This window comes from Macrococcus sp. DPC7161, assembly GCF_004117835.1.
Taxonomy (GTDB): Bacteria; Bacillota; Bacilli; order Staphylococcales; family Staphylococcaceae; genus SDSC01.
Genome location: NZ_SDSC01000002.1, coordinates 196,010 through 215,966 on the forward strand (window position 1 = coordinate 196,010; position 19,957 = coordinate 215,966).

The following is a 19,957-nucleotide window of genomic DNA, read 5'->3' on the forward strand; positions in this document are numbered from 1 at the left end:
AAATTTTTCTACATAAAAGGAGAACCAACTATGGAAATGGCATTCGAACAAGAATTGATTCTTGTATTAGACTTTGGTAGCCAATATAACCAATTAATTACGCGTCGTATTCGTGAGATGGGTGTTTACTCAGAACTTCACGATCATGAAATTTCTATCGAAGAAATTAAAAAGATGAATCCTAAAGGGATTATCCTTTCAGGTGGACCTAACTCAGTGTATGAAGAAGGTTCATTTACAGTAGATCCTGAAATCTTTAATTTAGGTGTACCAGTAATGGGTATTTGTTACGGTATGCAATTAATGACAAAATTATTAGGCGGTTCAGTAGAACGTGCTAATGAGCGTGAATATGGTAAAGCGGTGATTACTGCTCAAACACATTCATTATTTACGAAATTACCTGAAGAACAAACCGTTTGGATGAGTCATAGTGATAAAGTCATTACAATCCCAGAAGGATTTGATGTTATCGCACATTCACCAAGCTGTCAGTATGCAGCAATTGAAAACAAAGAACGCCAATTATATGGTGTACAGTTCCACCCAGAAGTACGTCATTCAGAGTACGGAAATGACTTATTACGTAACTTCATTCGTGAAATCTGTAAATGTACAGGCGAATGGACGATGGAAAATTTCATCGAAATCGAAATCGAGAAAATCAGACAAAAAGTTGGCGATCGCAAAGTCATCTGTGCGATGAGTGGCGGGGTTGATTCATCAGTTGTTGCTGTATTAATCCATAAAGCGATTGGTGACCAATTAACATGTATCTTCGTTGACCACGGTTTATTACGTAAAGGCGAAGGCGATATGGTCATGAAACAGTTCGGTGAAGGATTTAATATGAACATCATTCGTGTTGATGCGAAAGACCGTTTTATGAGCAAATTAAAAGGTGTATCAGACCCTGAGAAAAAACGTAAAATCATTGGTAATGAGTTTGTATACTTATTTGATGAAGAAGCGGCTAAATTAAAAGATGCGGACTTCTTAGCACAAGGTACGTTATATACAGATATCATTGAATCAGGAACAAAAACAGCACAAACAATCAAATCACACCATAATGTTGGTGGATTACCTGAAGATATGCAATTTGAATTAATTGAGCCAGTGAATACATTATTTAAAGATGAAGTACGTGCTTTAGGTATTGAATTAGGTATTCCTGAGCATTTAGTATGGCGTCAACCATTCCCAGGCCCAGGTTTAGGAATTCGTGTATTAGGTGAAATTACAGAAGAAAAATTAGAAATCGTACGTGAATCAGATGCGATTTTAAGAGAAGTGATTGCAGAAGCGGGATTAGAACGCGATATTTGGCAATACTTCACAGTATTACCTGACATCCGTTCAGTAGGTGTTATGGGAGACTACAGAACATATGACTACACTGTAGGTGTACGTGCAGTAACAAGTATCGATGGTATGACAAGTGACTTCGCAAGAATCGATTGGGAAGTACTACAAAAAGTATCAAGCCGTATCGTCAACGAAGTAAATCACGTAAACCGCGTTGTCTATGACATCACATCTAAGCCACCAAGCACGATTGAGTGGGAATAATATAATAAATTAATAAGAATAAAAAACTAAGTTTAAAAAAGTCATTCAGCATTTTGTTGAATGACTTTTTATTTCTTTTTCCTAGCAGATAAATACACCAAAACACCAATGATACTAATTGCTAATAGTATGTAAAAGACCGTAGAATACATATCAAAGTAATGTAATACGACTTCCCAGTTTTGTCCTAATGCCATTCCTAAATAGATTAATACTGCATTCCAAATCAATGTTCCTATTGTTGTGTAAATAAGGAATGGGATGATATTCATTTTACTGATCCCTGCTGGTATTGAGATGAGGCTTCTGATTAGTGGAACGAAACGACATAGAAATACAGCAGTGTAACCGTATCGATTAAACCATTGATTGGTTTTATGTAAGTCTGTACGATCGATGCGTAATATATAACCATATCGGTCGACGACTTTTTCAATACGATGAAATCCTAATATATTGCCTAGGTAATAAAGTACAACAGCACCAATTACAGCACCAAATGTTGATGAAATTAGCATGCCTGTGAATGTCAGTTTTGGGGATTGATCTACCATAAATCCACCAAAGGTTAATATAACTTCTGATGGGATTGGGGGAAATACGTTTTCTAAAAGAATCAGTAGAAATACGCCAATGTATCCGAATTGTTCCATGATGTGCATTATCCATTGTTGCATTTAATCATTCCAATCTAATATTTTTTAAAGCAACTTATATTTACCCTAAATTTGTTAAATTATGAAATTTGAGAGGAAACGTCAATGAATTGTCAAAAATAAAAAGCCTTACCGCTATAGCGGTAAGGCTGAATCATATTTATTCTACGATTTCTAATGCGATTTCCATCATTTTTGTGAATGATGTTTGACGTTCTTCTGGTGTTGTTGCTTCGTGTGTTAATAAGTGATCACTTACTGTGAAGATACCTAATGCACGAACATCTCCTCCAGCGTAAGCAGCGTTCATGTATAAACCTGCTGATTCCATTTCAACTGCTAAGATACCCATTGAGCGCCATTTGTCAGTTGCTTCTTGGTTAGCATTGTAGAAAATATCTGAAGATAATACGTTACCTACGTGGCTTACAGCACCTTTTTCATCTGCTAATTTTTTCGCACGTGATAATAAATCAAAGTCAGCGATTGGTGCGTAATGTCCAGGTAAACCATATTGATTTACATAGTTAGAGTCTGTAGATGCACCTTGTGCAATGATGATATCATATACGTTAACATTTTCTTGCATAGCGCCACATGAACCTACACGGATTAAATTCTTAACACCAAATGTGTGGATTAATTCGTATGAGTAAATACCGATTGATGGGATACCCATACCAGTACCCATTACTGAAATACGTTTACCTTTGTAAGTTCCAGTGTAACCAAACATGTTACGTACTTCGTTGAATTGAACTACATCTTCTAAGTATGTTTCCGCAATAAATTTCGCACGTAATGGATCGCCTGGTAAAAGGATTGTTTCTGCGATTGGATTGTTTTCTGGTTTAATATGAGGTGTTGATTTAGACATAATAAGTCTCCTTTTAAATAATTTTCTTTTCAATCTCAGTCTACATATTTATTTAATATAATTCAAGCAATAGATGAATTTAAGTGGAATATTATGTCTATAAATAAAAGTTATTAAAGCATAGATAATCTCTATTTGTGAAGTTATTCACAAGATGATATATTAAGTGTGTCAAAGAGAGAAAGAAAATTTAAATCTTATTTATAACATTAGGAGGGTTTCTCATGAACGCAGAAAAATTAACTGCAAAATCGTTTTTATTTAAAGTTTTAAACGGGGTAGCACTAGGGATTGTAGTAGGTTTAATTCCTAATGCCATCTTAGGTGAATTGTTTAAGTACTTAATGCAATTCCACCCATTTTTCGGCACATTATTAAATGTTGTTGTAGGTATCCAATTTACTGTACCTGTTATTGTTGGGGTACTGATTGCAATGCAATTTAAATTAAACCCATTACAAACTGTCATTGTAGGTACAGCAGCATTCGTCGGTAGTGGTGCAGCAGTGTTCCAAGAAAAAGCTTGGGTGCTTGTTGGTATTGGTGATTTAATCAACACAATGATTACAGCTTCAATTTCAGTTTTAATTATTTTATGGATTAAAGATCGTTTAGGTTCTTTAAATATCATTTTATTACCTATTATTGCTGGTGGTTTAGCGGGTCTTATTGGTATTTTATCTTTACCTTATGTTAAGTTAATTACAAGTACTTTAGGTCAATTGGTGAACAGTTTTACAAATTTACAACCTATTTTAATGTGTGTATTAATCGCAATTGTATTTAGTATTTTAATCATTTCGCCAATTTCAACTGTTGCGATTGCGATGGCAATCGGTATTTCTGGTATGGCGTCAGGTGCTGCAAACTTAGGTGTAGCAGCAGCAGCTACTATGCTTGCAATTGGTTCTATTAAAGTAAACAAATCAGGTATCACGTTAGCAATCTTAATGGGTGCGATGAAAATGATGATGCCAAACTTAATTAAATATCCAATTATTATATTGCCGGTTGCAGTGACAGCAGCGACAAGTGGTTTGATGGGTGCAATCTTTAATATTCAAGGTACACCAGCTTCAGCAGGTTTTGGTTACTCAGGTTTAGTTGGACCAATCAATGCATTGAAGTTTATGGAAGGTAATATTGCAATGAATTTAGGTATCTTAGTGATTGCATATATTGTTGTTCCAATCATTACAGGTTTAGTGGTACATAATATTTGTTTAAAATTAAAAGTATATTCTCCTGAAGTATTTAAATTCCAAACTGAAGAATAGGTGATTTCTAATGAGAATTATGATGTTCGGAACAAGAGAAGATGAATTAAATGCAGCAAATGAATGGGCAGCACGCAATGATATTGAAGTTGTATTTGATAAAGGTCCTTTAACGATGGATAACGCGGATGTATTGAAAGATTTTGATGGTGTAACAACTAGTCAAACGGCGCCATTTGATGATGCGATTTATGAGCGTTTAAGAGAATTAGGTATTAAACAAGTTGCACAACGTTCAGCAGGTTTTGATATGTTTAATTTAGATAAGGCAACTGAAAATGGCTTAATTATTTCAAATGTTCCGAGTTATTCTCCTAACGCAATTGCTGAATATGCTGTCATGGCAGCGATGAATATTATTAGAAATACAAAAATGATTCAAAATAAATTGAAACAACATGATTTTACTTGGAATAAAGCGATCATTAGTAAAGAAATGCGATCGATGACTGTTGCGATTATTGGTACGGGACGTATAGGTACAATAACAGGTCGCATCTTACACGGATTTGGTGCAAAAGTGATTGGTTATGATTTGTATCCAAATGAAGAAGCAAAGACATTTTTGACTTATACAGAAACATTAGAAGAAGCGATTGCTCAGGCGGATCTGATTTCAATCCATATGCCATTAACGAAAGAGAATCATCATATGTTTAATGCAGAATTATTTGCAAAAATGAAAAAAGGCGTATTTATTGTTAATACGGCACGTGGTGGTATTGTAGATACGAAAGCGTTAATTGATGCATTAAATAGTGGTCAAGTAACGGCTGTAGCATTAGATACATATGAAAATGAAGCGACATACTTCCCTAAAGATTTCAGTGATAAAAAAGTAGAGGATGAAATGTTATTACATTTGATTGATCGAGAAGATGTATTTATCAGCCAACATATTGCCTTTTATACAGAAACAGCGGTTATGAATCTTGTTGAAGGTGGATTAGATTCGGTTAAACAAGTTATTGAAATGGGTACTTGTGATAATCGAGTGAATTAATTAAAAAAGAAGTTGATAAAAAAACGAAAGAGACGCATAAATCGTTCTTAGATTTATCGTTTCTTTCGTTTTTGTTTATTATAGATTAGTTATTAATCCTTTTTCATTTTTTGAATGATTAACATCATGATAAATGATAGGGCAATCATGATTGCAACAAATAAAAAGGCGAGTTGCATGTCGTTATTTTCGATAGCAACATATATGGCTGTTGGCATCGTTTCTGTGATGCCTGGAATATTACCAGCAAATATGAGCGTTGCACCGAATTCACCAATAGCGCGGGCGAATGCAAGTAATACACCAGTAAGAATAGATGACTTGGCTAACGGAATGATGATGGCTTGGTACATTTTAAATTGAGATGCACCATCAACTTTTGCAGCATTCATTGTATCTTTAGAAATATTTTCAATGCCAATTTTAATCGACTGATACATCAGAGGTGTTGCCACCATTGTAGAAGCCAAAATGGCAGCATAAATTGTAAAGATAATCGGTGCATGAAAGACACTTTCAATCATTTGACCGAGTATACTTGTTTTGCCGAATGATAATAGTAAGATGAACCCAACGACTGTAGGTGGTAGCACCATTGGCAACATGATGATGGTTTCAATAATAGATTTCCCAGGAAATGTGCTCTCGAATAATAAATAGTGAAGGATTAGTGCAATGATTAAGCTAAGTATCGTTGCTGCTATTCCTACTTTAAGTGATATGCTGATGGGTGATAGAAAAGACTCACTTTGTATCAAATCCATAAGATTCATATATTTTTAAACTCTCTTTCGATTGTAAATATTGATAGAAAGCTTTAGCTTCTTTTGGATGTTTGCTTGATTTTATTAGCGCTAAAGGATACACGATGTCATCATGTAATACATCTTCAATATTATAATGATATTTGATTTCATTTGTTGATTTTAAATCTGAGGCATAAACAATACCTGCATCAACATTTTTTGTTTCAACATAAGTTAAGACTTGTCTAACATCTTTTGTGTAAATGAATTTGTCTTTTAATGGTTTGAATAGTCCTGCTTTGGTTAATGCTGCTGTAGCATATTGCCCAGCAGGTACAACTTTCGGTTGACCAATCGCAATTTTTTGAATATCTGTCTGATTTAAAGATTTTAAATTTTTAACCGGTTTGTTTGCAATTAGAACAAGGTGGTTTTTTAATAATTTAATGCTATTTTGTTTCTCAATATCTTGATGTTCAATCAGTTGGTCGACTTTATCTTCTGCAGCTGAAAAGAATAAATCTACAGGAGCACCTGATTTTATTTGTTGACTGAGTGCACCTGATGCACCGTAATTGATTTTAACGTCGATGTTTGGATGTGTTTGTTCAAAGTTTGATTCAATTTTAGTTAGCGCATCTTTCAAACTCGCTGCTGCTGAAAGGGTGAGTGTCACTTTGGCATGATCATTTTTATTGGACGTGTTTGAAGACTGTGTATTCTGCTGATTACACCCAACTAATAATAACGCACAAGTTGAGAGCATTATGCATCGTTTCATATATCGTCCTCCTAAATTTGAAATTATTATGTTAATCATAACCCTCCAAAAAAAGATTATCAATAAGTAACAAAGTGTAGGTTCTTGATGCCTGTTTCTAAGGGATAAATATAACAAGTTTAATAGCTTGATAATTGCAAATAAATTTTGTTTAATAACATAAAGTAAACTAAGAAGAGGATGCGTATGAATAAATTATTATTAAATATTAAACCGAAATCTCAGTGGTTTCCTTATTTTTATTTATTAGGTTGTGAAGCTGTCAGTATTTCGATGGGATTGAAATATAAAGGTGTTAAATTATCAGTTCGTAAAATTTTAGATGAAATTCCTAAACATAAAACGAATCCATATAAAGGATTTGTTGGACCAAAGCGTATATTAATGACAGATCGTCATCAAACCGTATTTCCAAATGTTGTGGTAGATTATTTAAAGCCATATTATCAAGCGGAAGATGGTACTGGAAAATCAATGCAAGAACTAGAGAAAGCATTGATTAATAATCATTCGGTGATGTTGTATGCGACCCACTTAAAAGTTGAACCATTACTCCGTAAATTTAAGGTTGAGGGAAAATTATTAGAATTTGTATCTAATATTCATATCACGTTATTGGTCGGTGTGGATGATAAGTATTATTATGTTATCGATCCCCTATGGGCTAAGTTTGGATTTATTCATATTCCTGCACTTATTCCCCTTAAGCAACAAGTTATTAAAGTGAAAAAAGCTAAATTAGAAAAACGTTATGATAATGCAGGACGCATGTGCGTTATTATATAGAAAGCAGTGTCACGATTTGACACTGCTTTTATTTCTATAATTATTGTAAATAGAGATGAATAATACAACACCAATAATGATAAGCATTCCGATAAATTGAACGGTATTAAACGTTACATTAAGCCATGTAATACTAATAATGATAGAAGTTAGTGGCTCTATACAACCTAATAAGGCAGTGACTTGTGGTTCAATGTATTTCACACTGAGTAAGTAAAGCCAAAATGCGAGTGCTGTACCAACAACGATAACAAAAATAAAATACAATTGGCCTTGTATATCAAATGAGATAGGATTAATATGCCAATGACGATTAAACAATGCTGCAAATACACTAGCGATTACCATTGCCCAACCAATGACAGTAAGAGATGGATACCATTTAAATAAACGTGTAGCATACATTGTATAAAATGCAGCAGCCATACCGCTTAAAATGCCCCAAAAAATAGCGAGTAAGCTCACTTTCACGCTTGTAATATGTCCACCAGTTAACAATAGAAATGTTCCAAATGACGAAACCATGATGACCATTAAATCTATCATGCTAAATGCAGTTTTTTTAGTGAGTAATAAATAAACTAAAATAAAAATCGGTGCAAGATACTGTAACAGTGTGGCGACAGCTGCATTGCCCTCGTGAATGGCAGCTAAGAAGGTATACTGAACACCAAACATACCGACAATGCCATATATGAATAATTGCAACATGCTATGTTTCTCTTTAAAAATAATCCATATATTTTGTTTGTTACATAATGCGAGTATGAGAAGGAGGAAACCACTTAAAAATAGGCGTATCGTAATGAACCAATCTAGAGGTAAATGATAACTTCTAAATAAACGTTCTGAAACCGTGCCCCCAATGCCCCAAAAAGCAGCACCTAAGACCACCAAGATAACACCTTTTAATGAATTTGACATGACATTCCTCCTTTGTTGTTTGAAAATTATGATATTTTATATTTTAGAGTAAAAAAAAGACTTGCACAATACGGAAAATAGCTCTATAATTCATAACGTAATTAATAATGAGAATCAGTATCAATTAGGAGGATTTCAATGAAAAAACTACTCGTATTACTAATGGCATGTCTATTAGTTGTTGCCGCATGTGGTAATAAAGAAGAAAAAACATCTAATAATGATAAAGTAGACTTTAAATTAGATAATGGTAAAACGATTAAAATACCAAAAAAACCAAAGCGTATCGTCTTAATGGCACCAAGTTATGCTGGGAATTTATTAGCTTTAGGTGTAAAACCCGTTGGATCAGATCCATATCCATTTGCATCTAATATTTTAAAAGATAAATTAAAAGGTGTAGAACAAGTTAAAGCTGGCGATGTGGAGAAAATCGCAACTTTAAAACCTGATTTAATTATTTCATTTGATACAGATAAAAATAATAAAAAATATGAAAAAATTGCACCGACAATTCCTTTTAAATACGAAAAACATAACTATTTAGATATCCATGTATTACTTGGTAAGATTGTAGGTAAAGAAAAAGAAGCTCAGAAATTTGTCGATGATTGGAAAGCCAAAACGAAAAAAGATGGCGAAGAAATTAAATCGCATTTAGGTGCGGACAAAACATATTCAATCATTCAGTTCTTCCAAAAACAAGTTTATGTTTATGGTGATAACTGGGGACGTGGCTCTGAAATTATTTATCAAGCATTTGGTTTAAAAATGCAAGATGAAGTCGTGAAAGATGTTAAAAAGACAGGTTGGAAAGAAATTTCAGCTGAACAAATTAGTAAATATACTGGTGATATTTTATTAGTTTCAAGTGACACTGGTAAAATTGCGAGCAATGTGACAGATTCAAATGTATGGAAAAACATGGACGCTGTGAAAAACAATCACGTTGTACAATACAACTCAGCAGATTACTGGTTTAACGATCCAATTTCATTAGAAGTACAACGCCAAGATTTGAAAGAAAAGTTATTAAAATTAAATAAATAATGTAACGATAAAAGTGTAGAGTGTATCTGTTTGTATAGATATGCTCTATATTTTCGACCTATTGTTAACTTCTATATTGAAAAGGTTAACAATATTGATATAATAATGCTATTAATATATTAAAGGAGTTCATTATGAAGACAAAAGATTTAGTATTAATCAGTATGTTTACAGCAATCATTGCATGTTTAGGTTTAATACCCGGTATTAGCGTTCCTGGATTACCAGTGCCGATTGTATTACAAAACTTAGGCATTATTTTAGCAGGATGCTTATTAGGTAAACGTTTAGGTACGTTATCAGTTGTTTTATTTTTATTATTAGTTTCAGTAGGCGCACCAATATTGTCTGGAGGACGTGGTGGATTTGGTGTCTTTTTTGGCCCAAGTGCAGGCTATTTGTTTAGTTTTATTTTAGTTGCTTTCCTAATTGGGTTCTTTGTAGAAAAATTATCAAAATGGAATATTGGCACGTTCTTTATTATTAACGTATTAGTAGGCGTTATTTTATGTAATTTAATTGGTGGCGCATATATGGCGTGGTATTTACACCAAGATGTGATGACAATCTATACATCAACATTAGCTTTTGTGCCAGGGGATGTATTAAAATCACTCATAGCTGCAATTTTAGCTGTCCGTCTTAGAAAAACAAATGTATTAAACATTGCATAAATTTAATAATTCTTTACTATATATTTACAAGTTTTAAATATCCATTTGTTACTCTAAATTAAATAACAAATGGACGGTGACTTTAATGGCGGACATCACAATTAATTTTTCAGATGCATTGGTGGCACCTTTTTTACTGAATGATCATTCAGTTCCTGATTGTTTGTTGTATAGAGCGTGGTATTTAAGCGACACATATAAAACGATAGATGAATATGATCGTATCATAAAACAATTTGTTTTAGAAAATCGCTTAAAAATCAATCGTTCATATAAAGTTGAAGTACTGCTTTATGATGAACGTTTTGTAAAGTTGCACAGACAAAGAACTTACGAGATCAACTTTCTTTTTGATGAAAAGATAGATGCGACTTTACGGTTAACGTATTTACGAGAGGTGAAAGATGAAGTTTGAGATTAATCAAGAAGTAGTCGAAAACTATTCCAATGCAGTAGGTTGTCCATTACAAGTGGAGGGGCATATGATTGTGCCAGAACCATTAATTGTTCATCACGTTATTAAAAAATTAAAACTCCCTAAGGTGAAACGTAGTCAATCTACATTCAAACAATCTACCTATGTCAATGAACGATTATATGTCGATTTGTTTCAAGCGAACGACTTAATTGAATATCGAGTATCAGGACAAAGAGATGTTAAAGTAGTAGGTACAATAGAAATTGAATAAACGAGTGTTGAACTAAAAGAGCGCGTCAAATTTTGATGCGCTCTTTGTGACTGTATATATTGAAAGATTGATCTCTAATAAAACCAACGGCTGTGATGTTTAAATCCTCTGCCAACTTTATAGCTAAATCTGTAGGTGCTGATTTACTTAAAATGATGCCGACGCCTATTTTAGAAGCTTTAATAAGTATTTCCGAGGAAATGCGTCCAGAGAAAATCAATATTTTATCTCGAATTGGTATGTGGTTAATAATGCAATGCCCAAATAATTTATCTAATGCATTGTGTCGACCAATATCAGAGCGATGTAAGTAAAAGTCTTTGCCATCACTAATCGCAGCGTTATGCAATCCTCCGGTAATGAGGTAGTCTTTACTTTCAGCTTGCAATTTATCCATTGCAACAAAAATCTCTTCAGGTGTAATTTGCTTATCTGTCATGGATACTTTAGCAGTCTTCACATCATTCACAAAATAAAATTGTCTACTTTTCCCACAACATGAACTGATCATTCGTTTTGTATATTGACCATAATGTGATTCGATTTTGCGATTTAATATGACATGACAAAATCCTTTTGAATCATCAATCTCTATCTTTAAAATATCATCTCGCTTAAAGATAACCCCTTCAGATGCTAAAAAACCAATTACCAACTCATCTAAATGTAATGGACTACAAACAATCGTCGCAAATTCTTGCTGATTGATATATATCGTCATCGGAAATTCAGATGCAATAATGTCATTTACTTCGACAAGTTGTTCGTGATATCTATAGACGGTTTGATGTTTTGTAACACGCTCCATAATAAAGCCTCCTTAATAAGCTTATTATAGCAATATTTTTATAAATTGAGTCAGTAGAAAATGACAAATTAAAAGGAGGGCGTTGATATGAGTGTCGAGTGAGCGAAGTGATAGGTTTATCGCTCACTCATCCTGAAAATGTACAGAAAAATTGTGCGAGTGAGCGAAGACAGACGAATATCGCTCACTCAAGTCCAAAAAACCATGAATTATCGTTCCAGTGAGCGAAGTAATAAGTTTATCGCTCACTCATTTTTTAAATAATATAAAGCATTTCTATTGGTGCCTAATTTATAACAATGTTTTTTCAAATGTCTTTTCAACGTACTTCGATGAATATTTGTGTATTCAAATAAGTCGTTCGTTGAAAAAGGCATATTTTTTAATGTCGAAATATCTTGAATCGCTTGAGAAATATAGTCATTTTTTGACATGGAAAGACCACATAAACATCTTAATGTTCTTTGTGAGTGCTGTTTAAATAATCCTATTCCACTACATTGTTTACATCGCACACCTTTAATTAATTGGTCATATGGGTAATAGTGGATTCTCTCACTTTCTTCGAAAATATCTAATTTTAATAGTAACTCAGATACGATTTTGTCCATTTCATTCGTCGAAAAATTTGATAAATCTTGTACTAAATTTGGAACATCTTTATGTGTGATGATTCTTTTGTCGGTTATTATTTGGTTAAAATTCACTGAAGGATTAATAAATAAAATTTTACTGGTGACTTTATAATTGAGTCGGTGTTGATTGACGAATAATTCTAATTTTCTATGTGCTCGATCCAATTGACTGATTAAACCTTGGTGAACATAGCCTTGTTGCGATATAAAGTTACCATTTTCAAAAGCATAAAGCCCAGTATAATTCTTAACATCAATGTGTATGATTTTATTATTTCCTACAAATAAAAAATCGTACTGAGCTTCTCCTTTAAGGTTTATCGTAAGGTCCCAGATGATATATAAGTTATTTAAATGTTTGATTTTGTTGTAGAAATTTAGTTCTCCTTCAAACCCCATTTTGTAATACTTTAGATTATTAAAATCCTTTTTTAGTAGCATTGTTCGATTGTCTACTGCTAATAAATATTGAATATATTGGTCAGGCACATGTTTTTTAAGAAACAAAGTATTCTCTCCTTTAAAATAGTTTTCACTATTAATATCTGTGAAATGATGTATTTATCTTGTTTTGGGGTTAAAAAAGCTAAAAGAAAAAAATTTTACTTAGTTTTGGGCCTTTGGGTTCCATTTTTTGTATTTTATAAAGTGTGATTATTATTTGTGAGTAAGCGAAGATTTTAATTAATCGCTCACTCATTGTGAAAATGTCCAGAAAAGCGGTGTGAGTGAGCGAAGACAGACGAATATCGCTCACTCACTCAAGAAATCCAGAGAATTACAGGTCGGGTGAGCGAAGACAGGAGTTATTCGCTCACTCACGCACAAAATCCAACACTCACCCAACACCCAATTCCCAAATTACCAATTCAACAGGGATTTCCCTTAGTGGTATAGGTAATTCCCCAATGGTACAACTTTGTGAATTGTTTCATAATCATAATTAAGAGGGTTAATAGGCTAAAAGGAGTGTATATGATGGCAATTGGAACAGGGTTACGATTTTTTAAACCAACTGAAAAGTTTAACGGGAATTGGTCAATCTTAGAAGAAAAAAGCCGTGAATGGGAAAAAATGTACCGTCAACGTTGGAGCCACGATAAAGTGGTTAGAACAACGCATGGTGTTAACTGTACAGGTTCTTGTTCTTGGAAAGTATTTGTGAAGAATGGAATTATCACTTGGGAGAATCAACAAATTGATTATCCTTCATGTGGACCAGATATGCCTGAATTTGAACCACGTGGATGTCCTCGTGGTGCGAGTTTCTCATGGTATGAGTATTCGCCATTACGTATTAAGTTTCCATACGTACGTGGTGTTTTATGGCGCTTATGGAAAGCTGCTTTAGAAGAACATGGAGATCCTATTCGTGCTTGGCAATCAATCGTTGAAGACGAAGAGAAAGCAAAATCTTACAAACAAGCTCGTGGTATGGGTGGACATGTTCGTGTGAATTGGAGAGATGTAACACAATTAATCTCAGCACAATTAATTTATACGATTAAGAAATTTGGACCAGACCGTATCGCAGGTTTCACACCGATTCCAGCGATGAGTATGATTTCATATGCTTCTGGTGCACGTTTCATTTCTTTACTTGGTGGCGAAATGTTATCGTTCTATGACTGGTATGCGGATTTACCACCAGCATCACCACAAATTTGGGGTGAGCAAACAGACGTACCTGAATCAAGTGATTGGTACAATGCGGGTTATATCATTATGTGGGGCTCAAACGTACCATTAACTCGTACACCAGATGCTCACTTTATGACGGAAGTACGTTATAAAGGTACTAAAGTCGTATCGGTTGCACCAGACTATGCTGAAAATGTTAAGTTTGCAGATAACTGGTTAGCACCAAACCCTGGTACCGATGCGGCACTTGCACAGGCGATGACGCACGTTATTTTAGATGAATTCTATGAACAACGTAAAGAGTCTATGTTCATTAATTATGCGAAACAATATACAGATATGCCGTTCTTAATTCAATTAGATCAGCATGAAGATACATTAAAAGCAGGGCGTTTCTTACGTTCAAGTGATTTAGGTGACACATCACAACATAGTGAATGGAAACCTGTCATTATTGATAATATTTCTAACGAAGTTGTTGTACCAAACGGAACAATGGGTCAACGTTGGGAAGAAGGCAAGAAGTGGAACTTAAAATTAGAAACAGATGATGGCACTAAAATTGATCCATCAATGACTGTTGTTGGTCATGATCATGAAGTGGTTGAAATTGCATTCCCATTCTTTGATAACGCAGGTAATGGAGTATTCAAACGTCCAATCGCAGCTAAAAAATTAACTTTAGCAAATGGCGAAACGGTATTGGTGGCAACAATTTATGACTTAATGTTATCTCAATACGGTGTAAAACGTTTTAATCACCCATTAGAAGCAAAAGGGTATGATGATAAAGATTCAATTTATACACCAGCATGGCAAGAAGCGATTGCAGGTGTGAAAGCTTCAATCGTGACACAAATTGCTCGTGAATTTGCACAAAATGCAATCGATACTGGCGGTCGCTCAATGATCATCATGGGTGCGGGTATTAACCACTGGTTCAACTCAGATACAATTTATCGTTCTGTATTAAACTTAGTTACATTATGTGCTACACAAGGTGTTAACGGTGGAGGCTGGGCGCATTATGTTGGACAAGAAAAATGTCGTCCGATTGAAGGATGGTCAACAATTGCGTTCGCTAAAGACTGGCAAGGTCCACCACGTTTACAAAACGCAACAAGCTGGTATTACTTTGCAACAGATCAATGGAAATATGAAGAGTCTAGCGTGGATACTTTAAAATCACCTTTAGCTGGTGAAATTAAACATCAACATCCAGCAGATTACAACGTAACAGCTGCAAGACTTGGCTGGTTACCTTCATATCCACAATTTGATAAAAACAGTTTATTATTTGGTGAAGAAGCGAAAGAAGCAGGCGATTTCTCAAATGAAGCGATTTTAAAACGTGCAGTAGAATCTGTTAAATCACGTGAAACAAAATTTGCAGTAGAAGATCCTGATAATAAAAAGAATCATCCAAAAACATTATTTGTATGGCGTTCTAACTTAATTTCATCTTCAGCAAAAGGTCAAGAGTACTTCATGAAACATTTATTAGGTACAAAGCATGGATTACTTGCTGAACCGAATGAAACAGATAAACCAGAAGAAATCGTATGGCGTGAAGATACTGAAGGTAAGTTAGACTTATTAGTTGCACTTGACTTCCGTATGACAGCAACACCATTGTATGCAGATATCGTTTTACCGGCTGCAACATGGTATGAAAAGCATGATATTTCTTCAACAGATATGCACCCATTCATTCATCCGTTCAATCCAGCGGTAGATCCACTATGGGAATCTAGAAGTGACTGGGATATTTACAAATCAATTGCAAAAACATTCTCAGAAATGGCAGAACGTCATTTACCAGATACATATAAAGACGTTGTAACAGCACCACTTGCACACGACTCTATTCAAGAGATTGCAACACCTATGGGTAAAGTAAAAGACTGGACAAAAGGTGAAGTAGAAGCGATTCCTGGTAAAACAATGCCTGGATTTGCAGTTGTAGAACGTAAATACACAGATGTATACAATAAATACGTGTCAGTCGGACCATTACTTGAAAAAGGTAAAGTCGGCGCACACGGTGTATCATTCAGCGTTAAAGAACAATACGATGAATTAAAACATATCGTTGGTACGCATTATGATGAAACAATCAAAAATGGTTTGCCAAAAATTGATACTGCTAAACAAGTAGCAGATGTAATCTTAAATGTTTCATCAGCTTCAAACGGTCGTGTTTCTCAAAAATCATATGAAGATTTAGAACAACAAACTGGTATGGAATTAAAAGATATTTCAGCAGAACGTGCAGCTGAAAAAATCACATTCCAAAACATTACAGCACAACCACGTGAAGTAATTCCGACAGCTGTATTCCCTGGTTCAAACAAATTAGGTCGTCGTTATTCACCATTTACAACGAATATCGAGCGTTTAGTACCATTTAGAACATTAACAGGTCGTCAAAGTTACTACATTGACCATGAAGTGTTCCAACAATTTGGAGAATCATTACCTGTTTATAAACCAACATTACCGCCGATGGTATTTGGTACAAAAGATAAGAAAATTAAAGGTGGCGTAGATGCTTTAGTATTACGTTACTTAACACCACACGGTAAGTGGAACATTCACTCTACATACCAAGATAATTTACACATGTTAACGTTATTCCGCGGTGGTCCGACAGTTTGGATCAGCAATGAAGATGCTGCAGAACATGATATTAATGATAATGACTGGTTAGAAGTATATAACCGAAATGGTTTAGTAACAGCGCGTGCTGTTGTTTCTCACAGAATGCCAAAAGGTACGATGTTTATGTACCACGCACAAGATAAACATATTGAAACACCAGGTTCTGAAATTACAGATACACGTGGTGGTTCACACAATGCACCAACACGTATCCACTTAAAACCAACACAATTAGTTGGTGGATATGCACAAATTAGTTACGGATTTAACTACTATGGTCCAATCGGTAACCAACGTGACGTATACGTTGCAGTTCGTAAGATGAAGGAGGTAGATTGGCTTGAAGATTAAAGCTCAAGTTGCAATGGTAATGAACTTAGACAAATGTATTGGCTGTCATACGTGTAGTGTGACATGTAAAAGTACTTGGACAAACCGTCCAGGTGCTGAATACATGTGGTTTAATAACGTAGAAACAAAACCAGGTATTGGTTACCCAAAACGTTGGGAAGACCAAGAACAATATAAAGGTGGTTGGAAATTAGGTAAAAGCGGCAAATTAGAACTTAAATCTGGTTCTAAATTATCTAAAATCGCTTTAGGTAAAATTTTCTACAACCCAGATATGCCTGAAATGAAAGATTATTATGAGCCATGGACTTATAACTACAAACATCTTACAACTGCAAAAGAATCAAAACATTCACCAGTAGCTAAAGCAGAGTCAATCATTACTGGTAAAAAATTAGATTTAGAATGGGGTCCAAACTGGGAAGATGATTTAGCTGGTGGCCACATTACTGGACCAATGGATCCAAACATTCAAAAAATTGAAGATGAAATCAAATTCAATTTCGAACAATCATTCATGATGTATTTACCACGTTTATGTGAACACTGTTTAAACCCTGCCTGTGTGGCAAGTTGTCCAAGTGGGGCAATGTATAAACGTGATGAAGACGGTATCGTCCTTGTTGACCAAGACGCATGTCGTGGATGGCGTTACTGTATGACGGGTTGTCCATATAAAAAAGTTTACTTCAACTGGAAAACGAATAAAGCAGAAAAATGTACATTCTGCTTCCCACGTGTTGAAGCAGGTATTCCGACTGTATGTTCAGAAACATGTACAGGACGTATGCGTTATTTAGGTGTGTTATTATATGATGCTGACCGTGTATTAGAAGCGGCTTCAGTAACAGATGAGCAAGATTTATATCAATCACAATTGGACTTATTCTTAGATCCGAATGATCCAGAAATCATTGCTCAAGCTGAACGTGATGGCATTCCTCAAGATTGGATTGAAGCGGCACAAAATTCACCGGTGTACAAGCTTGCAATTGAATATAAACTTGCATTCCCATTACACCCTGAATATCGTACATTACCAATGGTTTGGTATTGCCCACCATTAAGTCCAATCATGAATTACTTTGAAGGTAAAGATTCTATCAAAAACCCAGATATGATCTTCCCTGCTATTGAAGAGATGCGTTTACCAGTACAATATTTAGCGAACATGTTAACAGCTGGAGATACAAAGACAGTTAAAGAAGCATTACAACGTATGGCAATGATGCGTAGTTACATGCGAGCAATCTCAAGCGGTAAAGACTTCGATGAAGCAAAACTTGCACGTGTTGGCATGACAGCACAACAAGTAAAAATGATGTACCGTTTACTAGCGATTGCAAAACATGAAGATCGTTTTGTCATCCCAACAAGCCATAAAGAAGGTTACATGGATACGTATAGCGCGCAAGGTGGCGAGGGTTATACAAGTGATAACTTTGGTGCAGATTGTGACGGCTGTGGCCCAGTAGCACCTGGCAAATCAGGTAAAGAAATTTACGAAGATAATTTCTATGGAGGCATTTGGCGTGATTAATTTAGATAAATTATATCAATTTAAAAAAACATTTGGTTTTTTTAGCCACCAATTGGTCTATCCTGAGAAATTAAATTTTCATCCTAGAGAATTTGAGGGTGTGTTTGATGAAACACACCCTGCATATGAAGCAGTAAAGCAATATTGGGACAATATGCATGAAATTTCTTTATCAGAAATTCAAGAAGTATATACACATACCTTTGATTTCGAAAAGAAAACAACGCTTTATATGACTTATGTAAAGTTTGAAGATCAAAAAGAGCGTGGGCAAATGCTTGCACGTTTAAAAGTATTATATGAAATGTTTGGACTTGAAATGCCAAGTTCAGAGTTATCGGATTTCTTGCCATTAATGTGTGAATTTATTTATGCAGCTGAGTGGCGCGGTGATGATAGAGCAGAAGAAAGCATGCAACTATTATTAATGGTCATTGAAGATGGTACTTATAACTTAGTGAAAGCTTTAGAGGCCATTCAAAGCCCGTATTATCACCTTGTATTAGCAATTCGTGAAACATGTAAAGCATGTTTAAATGATGAAAGAGGTGACAATTAATGCTTGCACAGTTACTTTGGGTAATCTTCCCGTATGCTTGTATCGCAACGTTCATTATTGGTCATATATTTAGATTTAGATATGATCAATTTTCATGGACAGCAAAATCAAGTGAATTTATTGAAAAGAAACAATTAATGTGGGGTAGTATTTTATTTCACTTAGGTATTATTCCCGTGATTTTAGGACACGTTGCAGGACTTGGTATTCCAGCAAGTTGGTTACGTGCAATTGGTGTTAGTGATCATATGTATCATATTGGTGCTGTTTATATTGGAAGTATTTTCGGTATCGTAACTTTAATAGGTATGATATTATTAACTGCGCGACGTATAACAAATGAAAGTGTTCGTAAATTAAGTTCGTTATCGGATATTTTAGTAAATATTTTATTATTATTTATTGTATTTATCGGTTGTTACTCAACGATTGTGACAAACTTTACGATGCCACACTTTGATTATAGACAAACGATATCTGAGTGGTTCCGTGGTTTATTGATTTTAAGACCACAAGTGGCATATATGGCAGATGTACCATTACAATTCAAATTACATGTGATTACAGGCTTCTTAATCTTTGCATTATGGCCATTTACAAGACTTGTGCACGTATGGAGTGTTCCTGTAAACTATGTAGGTCGAAGTCATATTCTTTACCGTAAACATAAATAATAAAAGAATAAGAAATAAACAACTAAAAACAATAAAAGCAACAAAAAATAAAA

19 protein-coding genes are annotated in these 19,957 nt (G+C 34.6%); 12 read left to right on the forward strand and 7 right to left on the reverse strand.

All coding sequences use genetic code 11. The features are described 5' to 3' along the window. The first annotated feature begins 30 nt into the window (after positions 1-30). Entirely contained in the window at positions 31-1,572 is a 1,542-nt protein-coding gene (gene guaA / locus ER639_RS04675; protein WP_129064603.1) for a glutamine-hydrolyzing GMP synthase, read from the forward strand. Positions 1,573-1,640: 68 nt separating this feature from the next. On the opposite strand, the gene ER639_RS04680 is transcribed toward guaA, so the two are convergent. Both ER639_RS04680 and deoD read right to left on the reverse strand, forming a co-directional pair. Beyond that, positions 1,641-2,249 (reverse strand): DedA family protein, encoded by a 609-nt coding sequence (locus ER639_RS04680; RefSeq protein ID WP_129064604.1) that lies wholly within the window; start codon positions 2,247-2,249, stop codon positions 1,641-1,643. Between the two features lie 139 nt (positions 2,250-2,388). Next, on the reverse strand, positions 2,389-3,105 hold the full coding sequence (deoD, locus tag ER639_RS04685) for a purine-nucleoside phosphorylase (RefSeq protein WP_129064605.1): 717 nt from the start codon (positions 3,103-3,105) through the stop codon (positions 2,389-2,391). A gap of 224 nt (positions 3,106-3,329) precedes the next feature. Between deoD and ER639_RS04690 the strand changes: the two genes are divergently transcribed. Beyond that, the gene (locus ER639_RS04690) at positions 3,330-4,382 is read left to right on the forward strand and encodes a PTS sugar transporter subunit IIC (RefSeq protein WP_129064606.1); all 1,053 of its coding nucleotides are present in this window, start codon (positions 3,330-3,332) and stop codon (positions 4,380-4,382) included. A 10-nt stretch (positions 4,383-4,392) separates the two neighbouring features. Beyond that, positions 4,393-5,385, forward strand: coding sequence for a D-2-hydroxyacid dehydrogenase (locus tag ER639_RS04695; RefSeq protein WP_129064607.1), 993 nt, complete (start codon positions 4,393-4,395; stop codon positions 5,383-5,385). A 92-nt stretch (positions 5,386-5,477) separates the two neighbouring features. Here ER639_RS04695 and modB read toward each other — a convergent pair whose 3' ends face one another. Continuing rightward, positions 5,478-6,158 (reverse strand): molybdate ABC transporter permease subunit, encoded by a 681-nt coding sequence (gene modB, locus ER639_RS04700; RefSeq protein ID WP_483306226.1) that lies wholly within the window; start codon positions 6,156-6,158, stop codon positions 5,478-5,480. After that, positions 6,130-6,912 (reverse strand): molybdate ABC transporter substrate-binding protein, encoded by a 783-nt coding sequence (gene modA, locus ER639_RS04705; RefSeq protein WP_129064608.1) that lies wholly within the window; start codon positions 6,910-6,912, stop codon positions 6,130-6,132. The genes modB and modA overlap by 29 nt, the downstream gene beginning before the upstream one ends. A 186-nt stretch (positions 6,913-7,098) precedes the next feature. On the opposite strand from modA, the gene ER639_RS04710 reads away from it, so the two are divergent. Next, on the forward strand, positions 7,099-7,698 hold the full coding sequence (locus ER639_RS04710; RefSeq protein ID WP_164993361.1) for a C39 family peptidase: 600 nt from the start codon (positions 7,099-7,101) through the stop codon (positions 7,696-7,698). A 9-nt stretch (positions 7,699-7,707) separates the two neighbouring features. Here the strand turns inward: ER639_RS04710 and ER639_RS04715 are convergent, their stop codons facing one another. Beyond that, a complete protein-coding gene (locus tag ER639_RS04715; RefSeq protein WP_129064610.1) occupies positions 7,708-8,622 on the reverse strand; it encodes an EamA family transporter in 915 nt (304 codons plus the stop codon). 138 nt (positions 8,623-8,760) lie between these two features. On the opposite strand from ER639_RS04715, the gene ER639_RS04720 reads away from it, so the two are divergent. From ER639_RS04720 to ER639_RS04735, 4 genes are all read left to right on the forward strand, one after another. Next, the gene (locus tag ER639_RS04720; protein WP_129064611.1) at positions 8,761-9,672 is read left to right on the forward strand and encodes an ABC transporter substrate-binding protein; all 912 of its coding nucleotides are present in this window, start codon (positions 8,761-8,763) and stop codon (positions 9,670-9,672) included. Between the two features lie 134 nt (positions 9,673-9,806). Continuing rightward, entirely contained in the window at positions 9,807-10,346 is a 540-nt protein-coding gene (locus ER639_RS04725) for a biotin transporter BioY (RefSeq protein ID WP_129064612.1), read from the forward strand. 85 nt (positions 10,347-10,431) lie between these two features. Beyond that, on the forward strand, positions 10,432-10,761 hold the full coding sequence (locus tag ER639_RS04730) for a hypothetical protein (RefSeq protein ID WP_129064613.1): 330 nt from the start codon (positions 10,432-10,434) through the stop codon (positions 10,759-10,761). Then, positions 10,751-11,035, forward strand: coding sequence for a hypothetical protein (locus ER639_RS04735; RefSeq protein WP_129064614.1), 285 nt, complete (start codon positions 10,751-10,753; stop codon positions 11,033-11,035). The genes ER639_RS04730 and ER639_RS04735 overlap by 11 nt, the downstream gene beginning before the upstream one ends. A gap of 25 nt (positions 11,036-11,060) precedes the next feature. On the opposite strand, the gene fdhD is transcribed toward ER639_RS04735, so the two are convergent. Together fdhD and ER639_RS04745 are read right to left on the reverse strand one after the other, a co-directional pair. After that, complete coding sequence (gene fdhD / locus ER639_RS04740; RefSeq protein WP_129064615.1) at positions 11,061-11,843, reverse strand: formate dehydrogenase accessory sulfurtransferase FdhD; 783 nt, start codon at positions 11,841-11,843, stop codon at positions 11,061-11,063. A gap of 245 nt (positions 11,844-12,088) precedes the next feature. Continuing rightward, on the reverse strand, positions 12,089-12,985 hold the full coding sequence (locus tag ER639_RS04745) for a nuclease-related domain-containing protein (RefSeq protein WP_129064616.1): 897 nt from the start codon (positions 12,983-12,985) through the stop codon (positions 12,089-12,091). 471 nt (positions 12,986-13,456) lie between these two features. Here ER639_RS04745 and ER639_RS04750 point away from each other — a divergent pair, with 471 nt between their 5' ends. The 4 genes from ER639_RS04750 to narI are packed head-to-tail and all read left to right on the forward strand — an operon-like array spanning position 13,457 to position 19,904. After that, positions 13,457-17,131 (forward strand): nitrate reductase subunit alpha, encoded by a 3,675-nt coding sequence (locus ER639_RS04750; protein ID WP_483306227.1) that lies wholly within the window; start codon positions 13,457-13,459, stop codon positions 17,129-17,131. Beyond that, positions 17,121-18,671 carry a nitrate reductase subunit beta gene (narH, locus tag ER639_RS04755; protein ID WP_129064617.1) on the forward strand — a complete coding sequence of 517 codons (1,551 nt, stop codon included), beginning with the start codon at positions 17,121-17,123 and terminating at the stop codon, positions 18,669-18,671. Before ER639_RS04750 ends, narH begins: the two co-directional genes overlap by 11 nt. Further along, entirely contained in the window at positions 18,664-19,230 is a 567-nt protein-coding gene (narJ, locus tag ER639_RS04760; RefSeq protein WP_129064618.1) for a nitrate reductase molybdenum cofactor assembly chaperone, read from the forward strand. Before narH ends, narJ begins: the two co-directional genes overlap by 8 nt. Then, positions 19,230-19,904: a respiratory nitrate reductase subunit gamma gene (narI, locus tag ER639_RS04765; RefSeq protein ID WP_129064619.1), complete on the forward strand. Its 675-nt coding sequence runs from the start codon at positions 19,230-19,232 to the stop codon at positions 19,902-19,904. The genes narJ and narI overlap by 1 nt, the downstream gene beginning before the upstream one ends. Positions 19,905-19,957 lie beyond the last annotated feature (53 nt).

Bases quoted from the DNA above. Each gene is read 5' to 3' on its own strand.
- guaA (WP_129064603.1), top strand. From the start codon at position 31: ATGGAAATGGCATTCGAACAAGAATTGATTCTTGTATTAGACTTTGGT.
- ER639_RS04680 (WP_129064604.1), bottom strand. From the start codon at position 2,249: ATGCAACAATGGATAATGCACATCATGGAACAATTCGGATACATTGGC.
- deoD (WP_129064605.1), bottom strand. From the start codon at position 3,105: ATGTCTAAATCAACACCTCATATTAAACCAGAAAACAATCCAATCGCA.
- ER639_RS04690 (WP_129064606.1), top strand. From the start codon at position 3,330: ATGAACGCAGAAAAATTAACTGCAAAATCGTTTTTATTTAAAGTTTTA.
- ER639_RS04695 (WP_129064607.1), top strand. From the start codon at position 4,393: ATGAGAATTATGATGTTCGGAACAAGAGAAGATGAATTAAATGCAGCA.
- modB (WP_483306226.1), bottom strand. From the start codon at position 6,158: ATGAATCTTATGGATTTGATACAAAGTGAGTCTTTTCTATCACCCATC.
- modA (WP_129064608.1), bottom strand. From the start codon at position 6,912: ATGAAACGATGCATAATGCTCTCAACTTGTGCGTTATTATTAGTTGGG.
- ER639_RS04710 (WP_164993361.1), top strand. From the start codon at position 7,099: ATGAATAAATTATTATTAAATATTAAACCGAAATCTCAGTGGTTTCCT.
- ER639_RS04715 (WP_129064610.1), bottom strand. From the start codon at position 8,622: ATGTCAAATTCATTAAAAGGTGTTATCTTGGTGGTCTTAGGTGCTGCT.
- ER639_RS04720 (WP_129064611.1), top strand. From the start codon at position 8,761: ATGAAAAAACTACTCGTATTACTAATGGCATGTCTATTAGTTGTTGCC.
- ER639_RS04725 (WP_129064612.1), top strand. From the start codon at position 9,807: ATGAAGACAAAAGATTTAGTATTAATCAGTATGTTTACAGCAATCATT.
- ER639_RS04730 (WP_129064613.1), top strand. From the start codon at position 10,432: ATGGCGGACATCACAATTAATTTTTCAGATGCATTGGTGGCACCTTTT.
- ER639_RS04735 (WP_129064614.1), top strand. From the start codon at position 10,751: ATGAAGTTTGAGATTAATCAAGAAGTAGTCGAAAACTATTCCAATGCA.
- fdhD (WP_129064615.1), bottom strand. From the start codon at position 11,843: ATGGAGCGTGTTACAAAACATCAAACCGTCTATAGATATCACGAACAA.
- ER639_RS04750 (WP_483306227.1), top strand. From the start codon at position 13,457: ATGGCAATTGGAACAGGGTTACGATTTTTTAAACCAACTGAAAAGTTT.
- narI (WP_129064619.1), top strand. From the start codon at position 19,230: ATGCTTGCACAGTTACTTTGGGTAATCTTCCCGTATGCTTGTATCGCA.